This window comes from Pseudomonas sp. MF4836 (assembly GCF_002018875.1).
In the GTDB taxonomy this organism is placed as follows: domain Bacteria; phylum Pseudomonadota; class Gammaproteobacteria; order Pseudomonadales; family Pseudomonadaceae; genus Aquipseudomonas.
In genome coordinates this window covers 31139-43502 of record NZ_MVOL01000003.1, presented here as the reverse complement: position 1 = coordinate 43502, position 12364 = coordinate 31139, and the positions used below count along the sequence as shown (strand labels likewise).

Below are 12364 nucleotides of genomic sequence, written 5' to 3'. Positions count from 1 at the left end.
TAGGAGCAAGGGAATGTCCACGCTGACCAATAGTGTGCTCACCATTTCAGAGGCAAGGGAATCGAAGGTCCGCAAGCTGAGCGAGGTCTCGCATCACAAGACCATGGACCACGCGACCGTATTGCCCTGGAACCAGGAAGTCGATCGCAGCCTTTATCCAAAGGACCCCGATCATCTGTGGATCAATGGCACGCGCTTCTGTGAAGGCCTGAGCGAGGCGCAGAAACTGGAGCTGGCCTGGCTGGAAACCGGCCGTGATATCTCCATGTTCATCTGGCTGGAGCAGACCATTCCGTCGTTGTACATGGGCTATATCACCCAGTTCCACGATCGGATCTCCCAGGACCTGCAGGAGTACCTGATGATCTTCTCCAAGGAGGAGATCGTGCACACCCTGACCTTCAAGCGCTTCATGGTCAAGGCCGGCCTGGAGATCTGGAACCCGCCGGTAGGGCTCTACGAACTGCTGACCGTGACCCTGCCGAAAATGGAGCCGGCGGTGGGCGTGCTGTTCACCCTGCTGATCGAGTGGGTGGCGGAAATGGGCGCGATGCACACCTCCCAGGGGCCTGGCATTGAACCCATGACCCGGACCCTGTTCCGTGAACATCACCATGACGAGGCCCGGCACATCGCCTTCGGTCGCTGGATCAGCGAGTCGTTCTTTGAAACGGCGAGCGCGGAATCCATCGCCCAGGTGAAAGCCATGAGCCGTCGGATCATTCCGGCGCTGATCGACATGTTCACCTACAACCCGGAAATCGCCCGGCACACGTCGTTCGAGTTCCCGATCGCGATGGACGACAAGGCGAAGATCGAAGAAGTCTGGCGCTCGGACAACAACGCCCGGATCAACGATGTGCGTTTCACCGAGATCTACGCCTGGGTCGACAAGCTGGGGTTGCGTCAATGAGCCAGCCGTCCTGGGACGCGATTTTCGTCGGTGCCGGGATCACCAGCCTGGCCTGTGCGGCCATGCTGGTCAAACGTGACCCTGGGGTACGCCTGCTGGTGATCGACAAGCATATTGTCGTCGGCGGGTATGCCTCCACGTTCAGCCGACCGAAGCAGGAGGCGGTGTTCGATTGCAGCCTGCACAAGCTCAGCGGCATGGCCGAGGGCGGCAACCTGATCCGCATCCTGCGCAGCCTCGAGCTGGAGGACACGCTGGACCTAGTCTATCCCGAAGACTACTTCTGCGCTTACCAGGACGGCACACCCTTGCCCCTGGCCAACGATGTGGACGACGCGCAACAGCAGTTGCTGGAGCGCTTTCCCCATCAGGCCGAGGGCATTGCGACCTTCTTCGAACAGGTTCGGACTTACGGGCGCAACGGCTATTACCAGTTCCAGATGCTGGAAGGCACCTTTGAGCCGGACATGGCCCAATTGCGCTTCGCCCATCGCCACCTGAAGCAGAAGACCGTGCGCCAGGCGCTGCACGAGCTGTTCGACGACCCGTACCTGATCGAGATCCTGGCGGCGCCGGGCATCTACGTCGGCGGCTACTCGGAAGACCTGGGCTACCTGTACTACCTGCATGTGGTGTACGCCACCCTCAACCGTGGCAACGCCTATGTCAGGGGCTCGTCCCAGCACCTGTCCAACCTGCTGGCGCAGCGGATCGAGCAGGCCGGTGGGCAGGTGCTGCTCAGCACGGCGGTCGATCAAGTGCTCACCGACGGGCAAGGCAGCGTCACGGGGGTCAGCACCAGGCGCGGCGTGTTCCATTCGCCACGGGTGTACATCAACGCTTCACCGCACTACGCGGTGCAGTCGCTGTTCGCGGCGGATGTGGAGCTGGCCCCCACGCGGGAGAAACTCACCGCGCTGAAACCGGCCCGCTCGACCACCACCGTGTACCTGGTGACCGACCTGCCACCGGCGCAACTGGGCTTGCTGCACAGCGAGTCGATGTTGTTCCCCGGGGACCCGGGCGCCGGCGCCGAGCTGCGCATGGCTGCCGAACGCAGCGGTTATGAGGCGGCGCTCAGTGAGCGAGCCTTCTGGGAAATGTCGCCGGTCGAGGTTACCAACTATCACGCCCTGGACCCGGCTGCGGGCCTGGTGGTGTGCATCAACGTGCTCGACTCGATCGCTCATTGGCCGCAGCGCCGTACCGAGCAGTACCGGGCCAAGAAACAGCGCGCCGGCGCCGTCCTGGTGGAGCGTCTGTTGAGCCAGGTGCCGGGGTTGCGCGGGCATGTGCTGCATACCGAAGTGGCCACGCCCCACACCTATGTGCGGTTCACCAACAACACCGACGGTTCGGGTTATGGGGCGATGGTGAGCACGGACCTGAGCGGCCATGTCTTCCATCACGGCTTCCCGGTGCAGGGCGTGCAGTTCCTCAGCGCCTGGGTGGCGGGTCCCAGTTACGAAGCGGCATTCGGTTATGCCGAGATGAAGGCCAGACAATGGAAACGAGCATGAGCAAAAACGAGCAATCGACGGGTTGGCTGGGTGTGGCCATTTCCAAGCTGTTCATCCGCACCATGTTCCGCCAGGTCCAGGGCTGGAAGCGCGACGTCCCCAGTCGCGCGGCAGGTTTTGTCGAAGTCGCGCGCGACGGCAGTCGGCTGGAGGGGGCGTCCCTGCGCACCACCGTCATGCACCCTCGGGGCGTGGTGCTGTTATGCCACCCGTTCCTCAAGTACGGCATGCATTACTTCTTCGAGAACAAGCTGGACCAGGCGTTTCTCGACCAGGGTTATCACGTGGTCGCCTTCAACTTCAAAGGCTTCGGCCGCAGCACCATCGGCGGCCACGCCTTTGCCGACGATGTGCTGGCCATTGCCCGACGGGTGCAGCGGGACAACCCCGGCCTGCCCATGCACCTGGTGGGCTGTTCGTTTGGCGGCTATCACCTGTCCCATGCCCTGGCGCGGGATACCACGCCCTTCACCTCGGCGGTGCTGGACAGTGTGCCGGTGTCGGTGCGCAGCTATTTCACCCGTGGCCCGCTGCGACTGGCCATGCGCTGGATCAGCGGCAGCCGCCTGGCAGTGCCCACCGGAACCTGCGCCATCGACCACTCGTTGCGCGGCGTAGGCCGGCTACCGATCGCCTATTTCTACGGCCTCGACGACCGCTTTATCCCAGCGGCCAGCGTCGCGGGTCTGAGCCTCGATTGCGCGGCGCTGCACCTGGTCGGTTTCGAAGGCTGTCGCCATCTGGAAAACCACAAGAAGCATCGGGACCGCTACTTCGAGGAAATCTTCGATTTCTTCCACCGTGCAGAAGCTAAAACACCCGTCGTGCCCGCGTAACAACGGCAAGGACCATCAGGCTAAAGGATGTAGATCATGGATGTTCAGCAGGCTTCAAACGGTAAATGGGTGCTGGTCAGTGGCGGCAGTCGCGGCATTGGCCGCGCACTGGTTTCGTCCCTGGCCCGGGAAGGGTATCAAGTCGCGTTCACCTACCAGTCTTCGGCCGACTCGGCACGGCAACTGGAGCAGGAAGTGGCGGCCAGCGGTGGTCTGGCCCACGGCCACGCCTGTGACGGGCGCGACCATGGGTCGGTCGAGGCGGTGTGCGCACAGCTGGTGGAGACCCTCGGCGAGCCCTACGGCTTGATCAACAACATGGGGGTCACCGGCGACCAGTTGCTGCTCAAGTTCGACATCGAGCGTTACCGCGATGTGATCGCGACCAACCTCGATTCGGCGGTGTATTTCAGTAAATGCCTGGCGCCGGCCATGGCGGCCGAGCGGCGCGGCAAAATCCTGCACATGTCCTCGGTCAGTGGTTTCAAGGGCAATAAGGGGCAGTTGAGTTACTCGGCGACCAAGGCGGCGATGATTGGCATCACCAAGACCATGGCCCTGGAACTGGCGCGCTTCAAGATCAACGTCAACGCCATCGCCCCGGGGTTCATTGCCACCGAAATGGTCGAGCAGATCGCCGACCCGGTGCGCAAATCGATCACCGACACCATTCCCCTCAAGCGCTTCGGTGAAGTGCGTGAAGTGGCGGCCCTGGCCAGCTTCCTGCTGTCGAACCAGGCCGACTACATCACCGGCCAGACATTCGTAATCGACGGCGGCCTGACGGTCTGATTGAGCTGTCCCGATCCGGCCGCAGAGCCTGGAGATGTAATGAGTCAAGAATACGATACCGTTTTCGTCGGCGCGGGCCTTGGCGCGCTGGCGAGTGCCAGCCTGATGGCGCAACGCGGCCAGAAGGTACTGGTGGTGGAAAAACACAATGTACCCGGCGGTTATGCCAGTAATTTCCGGCGCAAGGATTTCAACTTCGATGTGTCCCTGCACTCGTTCGACGGCGTGGTGCGTGGCGCCGAGTCGTTCAATGTAATCGAGGCCTGCGGCGTGGCGGACAAGGTCGAGTTTCTGCATCACCCGACCCTGTACCGCTATCGCTCGCAAGACGTCGACATCACCGTCGGGCACCGCGACCTGGAAGGCTACAAGCGCGAGTTGTTCCGCTTCTTTCCCGAAGAAGTCGACAACATCAATCGCCTGTTCGACGAGTCCCAGCGCAACTACAAGGACCTGTGCGGCTTCCTGTATTCGCGCAAACCGTTCTGGATGAGGCTGATGGCCACGCCCCTGGTCTATCCGCGGGTGCTCAAGTATGGCCACGAAACCGTGGACCACTACTTCTCGCGCTTCACCACCAACGAACGCCTGAAGGAAGTGCTGTCGGCGCAGTGGAGCTACTACGGCCTGCCGGCCAAGGACCTGGCGTTCGGCTACTTTTCCTACCCCTTTATCGACTACCTGGAAAACGGCGGCTACTCGATCAAGGGCGGCTCCCAGGCCCTGTCCAATGCCCTGGTGGAAGTGATCGAGCAGCACGGTGGCCGGGTCGAACTGGAGTCGGCGGTGAACCAGATCGTGATCGAGCGCGGGCGCATCAATGGCGTAGTGACGCGCAAGTCCGGCCGGGTCAAGACGCGCAATGTGGTGGCCAATATTTCACCCCATGCGGTGGTAGCCCTGGCCGGCGAACAGCACTTCGACGCCAAGTACCGTTCGCGCCTGCGCCGGCTCAAATTGTCGGTGTCCGGGTTCCAGGTCTACCTGGGGCTCGATTGCCCGCTCAGCGAGTTGGGCGTGGGCCCCGAGGAGTACATCCACTTTTTCGCCCCGGAGAAAACCCAGAGCGAACAGTTCGAGCACATCCAGGCCGGCGAGCTGCATGGCGACAACACCAGTTGGTCGATCAATTACTTCTCCAACGTCGATCCGTCGATGGTCCCGGCCGGCAAGTCGAGCCTGGGCCTGTTCACCCTGACGGGCGCCAAGGAGTGGCTGTCCCTGGACAAGCTCGACTACCGGCGCAAGAAGCAGGAACTCACCGAACTGCTGATCGCCAACGCCGAACGGGTCATTCCCGGCCTGAGGCAGCACATCGAGGTCTGCGAGAGCGGCTCGCCCCGGACCATGACCAAGTTCACCCATAACCCGGCGGGCGCGATCTACGGCTTCGAGCAGAACACCCGGCAATCCGGCCTGTTCAACCGTTTCCCGCAGAAATACCCGGTCAAGGGGCTGTACCAGGTCGGGGCCTGGACCTTCCCGGGCGCAGGCTTCATCGGAACGATGCTGTCGGCGCGGTTGTTGGTCGACCGCTACTTCTGAGTGGCGCCCTCCCCCTGTCAAACCCGACTTTTACGAGACACACCATGACCTACGTAGTGACTGACAACTGCATTCAATGCCGCCATACCAGCTGCGTCGATATCTGCCCCGCGGATGCTTTCCACCTAGGGCCGAACTTTATCGCCATCAACCCCCAGGAGTGCGTCGACTGTGGCCTGTGCCTGCCGGAGTGCCCCGAGGAAGCGATCCAGCCGGAGAACCAGCTCGATGACAGCAACCGGCATTTCATCGAACTCAATGCCGAGCTGGTCCAGCACTGGCCGGTGATCCTGCAACGGATCCCGCCCCTGGCCAACCACGAACACTGGAGCCGCCAGCCGAACAAGCTGCCCCACCTGATACGTGAGGCCGAGGCGGTCGACCCGACCCGCGACCACCACCTAGCCCATGCCTGATGTGCGACTGGAACCTATCCCATGCAAAGCTTTGATCGATTCAAAACCCTAGAGAGCGACACCTTTGACGTGATCGTGGTCGGCGCCGGCATCGGTGGCCTGACGGCGGCGGCAACCCTGGCCAATCGCGGCAAACAGGTGCTGGTGCTCGACATGCACTATGAAATGGGCGGCTGCGCCACGGTGTTCCACCGCAAGGGCAAGGACTACGAGTTCGATGTCGGCCTGCACTACATCGGGGACTGCGGCAAGCACGGCCTGATTCCGCGAATCCTGCGCGGCGCCGGGATCAATGACGGCGAAATCAAATTTATCGAGCAGGACCCGGAGGGCTTCGAGACCCTGTGCTTCCCCGCCTTCGAGTTCGCGGTGCCCCGTGGTTATGAACGCTTTCGCGAGAAGCTGCTGGAGGCCTTTCCCGAGGAACGGGCGGGGATCAACCGCTACTTCAAGATGCTGCAGCAGGTCTGGGACTTCATGGGCATCCACTCGCGGCCGCTGACCGCGCTGTGGGTGCTGCCACGTTCGTGGATGCTGATGCGCCATGCCAAATCGACAGTGGAGCAGTTCCTCGACACCTGTACCCAGAACCAACGCCTGCGGGCGGTGCTGACCGGGCAACTGGGGGTCTATCACCAGCCGCCAAGCCGCGCGACCATGGCCGGCCATGCGGCGGTGGTCAACCACTTCCTGCAGGGCTCCTACTACCCTTCGGGCGGCGGCCAGGTGTTCTCCGACAAGCTCGGCGAAGTGGTCGAGCGCAAGGGCGGCAAGATCCTGTTGCGCTCCAAGGTCGAACGCATCCTGATCGAGAACGGTCGCGCGGTGGGCGTCGAGTTCAGCAACAAGCACCTGGGCAAGCGGGTGGTCAAGGCCGACTCGGTGATCTGCAATGCCGACCTCAAGCAGTCCCTGCTGGGCCTGATCGGCCGTGAACACCTCAAGCCGCAGACCGTGCGCCGCGCCGAGCAATTCGAAATGTCACCGGCCATGGGCGTGGTCTACCTGGGCATCGACATGGACCTCAAGGCCATGGGCCTGAAGAACACCAACTACCGCCTCTACCCCGGCTACGACTACGAGAAGGCCTACCGCGACGTGTTCGCCGGCGAGTTCCCCGACGAGCCCCATCTGTTCATCGGCAACGCGACGATGAAAGACCCGGACAACCCGGCCATCGCCCCGCCAGGCATCTACAACCTGCAACTGATGTCGGTCGTGCCCTCCACCCCCCACAGTTGGGGCGTGACCCAGGCTGAGCTGGACGATGGCAGCTACCGCACCAACCCGGCCTACCTGGCGAAGAAAGACCGCTACGCGCGCCAGCTGATTGCCCTGGCGGAGCGGGTGATTCCGAACATGTCGGCGCACATCGTGTATCAGGAGGTCTCGACCCCGTTCTCGGTGACGCGCTTTATCGGCTCCGAAGGCGGCACCTCCTACGGCCTGGCCTTTACCCCGGAGTACTTCCTGCACAACCGGCCGGGGGCCAAGACCGAAATCCGCAACCTGTACCTGTGTGGCGCCTCTACCCGTACCGGGCACGGCATCTTTGGCGCCATGACCGGCGGTGTGGAAGCGGCCGCGGCGGTGTGCGGGCGTCACGTGCGTTACCAGGTGATGGACGTCGGCACCCGCGCCGAAGCGGCAACCAGCTGATCAAGTGGCTACCCTGAGCCCTGGCGAAGCAACGCCTCGGGGCTCAGCGTGGCCCTCGGGCCTCAAGGAGCGATGGCATGACAAACGAATACAACATGGCACTGGTGATCGGCGCCGGGCTCAGCCTGCTGGCGGCGCTGATGCATGTCGGGGTGATAGTGGGCGGGCCTTCCTGGTATCGCCTGTTTGGCGCGGGCGAACGCTTTGTGCGGGCAGCCCAGGCCGGGCGCTGGTTTCCGGCGCTGGTCACGGCGGGTATTGCCCTGGTGCTCGGCGCATGGGCGGCGTATGCCCTGTCCGCGGCCGGCGTCATCGAGCCCCTGCCCCTGCTGCGCCCGGCACTGTGCGCGATCACCCTGGTCTACCTGCTGCGCGGCCTGTTGGGGCCCTTCACCCTGGTCGGCACCGGGCGCAGCGTGCGCTTCGTGGTGGTCAGCTCGGTGGTGTGCCTGGTCTATGGCCTGGTGCACCTGTTCGGCCTGGTGCAGGTCTGGGGATCACTGGCCTAGACCGCCGTCCTGCAGCGGCGCGCTGCAGCCCGCTCTCGGCAGCGGCTGAACCTGCATTGCCTAGCGGGCGATGGCAGCTGCCGCCTGCACCAGACGCGCCGTGGCCTGCCGGATTTCCTCCCGATTGAGCGAGGCGAAGCCTATGCGCAAGGCATTCTCCGGTTGATCCAGCGGCGAAAACTGGCGACCGTTGCGCACCACCAGGCCATATTCCAGGGCCTTTTTTACCAGTTGATCGACATCGATTTCCGCCTCGAAACCGACCCACAGCGCCAGCCCGCCTTCCGGCTCCCGAACTGAAATCCGCTCGCCAAACCCATCCAGCAGGCCACTGTGCAGGGTTTCCCGGCGCCGCAGATACTCCTTCGAAACCCGGCGCAGGTGCTTCTTCAGTTCACCGTCATTGATCAGGTCCGCGAGCATCCGCTGCATGACCGCATCCCCCTGGCCCAGGGTCAGCGCAGCATGTCGCTCCAGCACCTCGATGACATTGGTGGGCGCCACCACATAGCTGCAACGGAAGGTCGACCCCAGGGCCTTGGACAGCGAGCCGATGTAGATCACGTGGCGCTGCGTGCTGTCGCTGGCCAGGGGCAGGTACGGCCGCCCGTCAAAGTGGTACTCGTGGTCGTAGTCTTCCTCGATCACACAAAAATCATGGCGCCTGGCCAATGCCAGCAATTGTTGCCGGCGTCCGGCGTGCAAGCTGACGGTAGTGGGAAACTGGTGATGGGGCGTGAGGTAGATCATCCGCACCTTGTGCACCCGGCACAGCGCGTCAATCTGATCGACCCGGCAGCCTTCGCTGTCCAGGTCCAGGGTCACCAGTTGCGCCCCCAGCTTGCGAAAGATCTCCCACGCCGGTGGATAACTCAGGCGCTCCACCAGCACCACGTCGCCGGGTTTGAGCAGCGCGCTGGCGGTCAGGTACAGCGACATCTGGGTACCCTGGGTCAGGCAGATATGCTCGGCGCCAACGGCCAGGCCGCGATTGTGGCGCAGCATGTCGGCCAGCGCGCTGCGCAGGTGATGGCTGGTTTGCTCGCTGCCGTGACGCACGGTATTGGAGGCGAAACTGCTGCGCAGCGCAGTGCGATAGTAGCGGTGCAATACGGCTTGAGGCAGCAGGCGGTGGTCGCACGCACCGTTATCGATGAACAGTGTGCCGGGCCGATGCTGCAAGGCCGGCACCTGGTCGCCCTGGGTGAAATACGCCACCGCGGGGTACGCCAGCAGTTCCAGGGCGAAAGACGGCTGGGCACTGCGGGCGCTGGGCTGGGCGGCCAATTGCGCGTTGACGAAGGTGCCGCGGCGCGGCTCGCTGACCAGCCAGCCCTTGGTGATGGCTTCTTCATAGGCCAGGATCACGGTCTTGCGATTGACGTCGAGCAGCTGCGCCATTTCCCGTGTCCCGGGCAGCAGCGTCCCGGGGGTCAGGCGTCCGTCGACAATGGCCTTTACCAGGCCGTCGACAATCCGCCGGTAAGACGCCTGGGACTCGCTCCCCTCAAGTTGCAGCAAGGGGCGCCATTTACGCATCTGGACCATCTGAAATATCCAAATCTGGAGGTTCTAATGGTCCTAGTCTAGCGCAACAATCAGGCCTCACTTACCCGAGGTCCTTATGAACCAACGCCATGTCATTGAAGTGTCGCCATCGGGGAAAACCTTTGACGCCGGGGATGAGCTGCTGCTCGACGCCATGCTCGCCAGCGGCTTGCCGGTGCCGTTCTCATGCCGCCGCGGGGCGTGCGGGTCGTGCAAGGTCAAGGTGATAAGCGGGCAATACCGCGCCACGCCCCAGGCTGCGAATGGTGCGCCTGCCTCCTTCCCCCTGGCGGCCGATGAACTGCTTTTGTGCCAGAGCCATGCCTGCGCGGACATGCGCCTGGAGATCCCCGGCTGGTCCCTGGACACCCCGACCCTGGCGATCGACGCCCGAGTGCTGAGCCTTCGTGCCTTGAGCGCCGACGTCATCGAACTGGTGCTGCAGCCGGGCACCCGGGAGCCCCTTGACGTCAGGCCCGGGCAGTACCTGAAGTTTCGTCTGGGGGAGGACCACAGCCGCTGCTACTCGATCGCCAACCTCCCGGCCGAGGATCAGGGGCAACTGGTCTTTCATATTCGCCAGGTTCGCGGCGGGTGGTTTTCCGAGGGCATCCTGCCGACCCTGGAGATTGGCCAGACCCTGACCCTGGAAGGCCCGTTCGGCGCCTGTACCTGGCAGCACGATGATGATCGTCCGGTCGTCCTGTTCGCCACCGGCACCGGCTATGCCGGGGTCAAGCCGATCCTGCTCAATGCCCTGGCCCGGGGAGCCAGGCTGACGCTGTACTGGGGCGGCTCAGGCCCGGCGGATTTTTACGACCGCGACTTCCTCGACCGGGCCGGCGTCGAGCACCCGGGGTTTGCCTGGCACCCGGTGCTGGCGGCGCAAGCCCGGGTGCAACAGGTCGCACTCGGCCATGGGCATCCCTGGGCAGAGGCCCAGGTCTATGCCTGCGGCAACAGCACAATGATCAGCCAGGTCAGCGCGCAATGCCTGGCTGCCGGCCTGGCGCCACACCGCTTTGTCGCGGAAGCCTTTGTGCCCAACGGCGTGCCAGCCCCGGTGTCGACATTCAAGCCTCTGGATCCCGTGTGGGAGAAGGTCGGCCCGCGCTATTCCCTGGACGGCATGCTGGCCGCCCGCGAACAATCGGTTCGCGCCCTGGCCTTGATCGCCAGCCAACTGCGGGTCGGCATGACCACCGCCGAAGCCATTGATATGGCCAACCGGCAACTGACCCGGATGGGCGCATCCCACACGTGGCACCCGACCTATATCCGCTTCGGCGAAGACACCATTCGCTCGCCACGGGAGGGCATCGACCCCCTGCGCCAGCTGCGCGCGACCGATATCGCCGTGGTCGATCTCGGCCCGGTGTGGGACGGCTATGAAGGCGACTATGGCGACACTTTCGTGTTCGGCGAGCACCCGCTGCACCGGGCGTGCGTCACGGCCTTGCATAAGGTCTTCGACGAAACCCGCGAGGCCTGGCAGCGGGGGCTGACCGGTCGCGGGCTCTACGATTTCGCGGAGCGCAGCGCGGCGGCGAAGGGCTGGATGCTGGAACGAAACCTGGCCGGGCACCGCATCGCCGACTTCCCCCACGCCCTGTTCGGCAATAAAAAACTGGCCGAGCTGGAAATCGTACCGAGCGAGATGGTCTGGGTCCTGGAAATTCAGCTCTGCCATCCCACCGAAGCCGTCGGTGCATTCTTCGAGGACATCCTGATCGGCGAGGCCCGCCCGGCCCCGTGAGCCGCGAGCGCTGCGCCCTGTACCGGTGTCGGTACGGCCTCTGATAAGCTTGCCGCCCCCTATCTACACCCGGTGCAGGATGCACGATCTATTAAACCCGGCAGTGTCTTACCAGGCCGAAAGCGAGCAGCAGGCCCTGGCTCGCTACAGCGGCTTCGGTGAAACGTTGTTTGCCGAGCTGTATCGGCACTTCCCCTCACTGACAGGCCAGGTGCGGTTTTTCCGCAACGGTGAACTGCCGGATGTCTGGGCCGTTTGCGGCACCGGGCCTTCGGCGTTCGCGGTGCAGCTGGACCCTGATATCGACGTCATCTGCCTGTGGAATGCACGCCTTCAGGAAGAAATCACCGCCTGGAACCCCGAGCCCGTGGCCCACGCCATGGCCCGCATCCGCACCGACTACTACCGGCTGGACGGGGCCGAAGTGCTGCAACAGTGGCTCGACCTGGCCCGGGATGATGAGGTGGTGATCGATCCGGAGCACATCAACCACGAAGCCCAGAGCAACCTGTGGCGGTTTTCGCCCACCGACGAGCAGACCCCGGGCATCACCGTGGCCGGCATCGGTGGCTTTATCAATGCCATCCTCGAAGCCCGCCGCGCCAGCCTGGGCCGAAGCGCGATGCTGTTCTACTGCTGGCACGACGCTCAGGTGCGCCAGTTGCGCTTCAGCCTGGTCTCGCAAAGCCACGGCCGCCTGCCCTTCGGGCGCAAGACCCGGCGCACCGAGCAGGTCGAAGACATCGCCCAGCGCCTGTATGCCGACTGGCACGAACTGCCGAGGCAGATCCACACGCCCGAGGCGACGCGCCATATCCTCCCGGTGTTTGTCGCGGCGATAGCCTGACCCTACCCTTTTCAACCGCTAGG

11 protein-coding genes are annotated in these 12364 nt (G+C 63.7%); 10 read left to right on the top strand and 1 reads right to left on the bottom strand.

Translation table 11 applies throughout. The annotated features are described in order from the left end of the window. Positions 1-13: 13 nt before the first annotated feature. The 8 genes from MF4836_RS06945 (at position 14) to MF4836_RS06910 (ending at position 8190) form a co-directional block, all read left to right on the top strand. Positions 14-913: a diiron oxygenase gene (locus MF4836_RS06945; protein ID WP_078469735.1), complete on the top strand. Its 900-nt coding sequence runs from the start codon at positions 14-16 to the stop codon at positions 911-913. Next, a complete protein-coding gene (locus MF4836_RS06940) occupies positions 910-2433 on the top strand; it encodes a phytoene desaturase family protein (RefSeq protein ID WP_078469734.1) in 1524 nt (507 codons plus the stop codon). Before MF4836_RS06945 ends, MF4836_RS06940 begins: the two co-directional genes overlap by 4 nt. After that, positions 2430-3269, top strand: coding sequence for an alpha/beta hydrolase (locus MF4836_RS06935; protein ID WP_078469733.1), 840 nt, complete (start codon positions 2430-2432; stop codon positions 3267-3269). Before MF4836_RS06940 ends, MF4836_RS06935 begins: the two co-directional genes overlap by 4 nt. A gap of 36 nt (positions 3270-3305) precedes the next feature. Then, positions 3306-4061 (top strand): SDR family NAD(P)-dependent oxidoreductase, encoded by a 756-nt coding sequence (locus MF4836_RS06930; RefSeq protein WP_020299952.1) that lies wholly within the window; start codon positions 3306-3308, stop codon positions 4059-4061. 39 nt (positions 4062-4100) lie between these two features. Beyond that, a complete protein-coding gene (locus tag MF4836_RS06925) occupies positions 4101-5606 on the top strand; it encodes a phytoene desaturase family protein (protein WP_078469732.1) in 1506 nt (501 codons plus the stop codon). A 44-nt stretch (positions 5607-5650) separates the two neighbouring features. Then, positions 5651-6022: a ferredoxin FdxA gene (fdxA, locus tag MF4836_RS06920; RefSeq protein WP_020299954.1), complete on the top strand. Its 372-nt coding sequence runs from the start codon at positions 5651-5653 to the stop codon at positions 6020-6022. 21 nt (positions 6023-6043) lie between these two features. Beyond that, the gene (locus tag MF4836_RS06915) at positions 6044-7681 is read left to right on the top strand and encodes a phytoene desaturase family protein (protein WP_078469731.1); all 1638 of its coding nucleotides are present in this window, start codon (positions 6044-6046) and stop codon (positions 7679-7681) included. Positions 7682-7758: 77 nt separating this feature from the next. Then, on the top strand, positions 7759-8190 hold the full coding sequence (locus MF4836_RS06910) for a hypothetical protein (protein ID WP_020299956.1): 432 nt from the start codon (positions 7759-7761) through the stop codon (positions 8188-8190). 60 nt (positions 8191-8250) lie between these two features. Here MF4836_RS06910 and pdxR read toward each other — a convergent pair whose 3' ends face one another. Beyond that, positions 8251-9738: a MocR-like pyridoxine biosynthesis transcription factor PdxR gene (gene pdxR, locus MF4836_RS06905; RefSeq protein WP_078469730.1), complete on the bottom strand. Its 1488-nt coding sequence runs from the start codon at positions 9736-9738 to the stop codon at positions 8251-8253. Between the two features lie 76 nt (positions 9739-9814). On the opposite strand from pdxR, the gene MF4836_RS06900 reads away from it, so the two are divergent. Continuing rightward, entirely contained in the window at positions 9815-11494 is a 1680-nt protein-coding gene (locus MF4836_RS06900; protein ID WP_078469729.1) for a M24 family metallopeptidase, read from the top strand. A 79-nt stretch (positions 11495-11573) separates the two neighbouring features. After that, positions 11574-12341: a hypothetical protein gene (locus MF4836_RS34700; protein ID WP_153050197.1), complete on the top strand. Its 768-nt coding sequence runs from the start codon at positions 11574-11576 to the stop codon at positions 12339-12341. Positions 12342-12364: the final 23 nt, after the last annotated feature.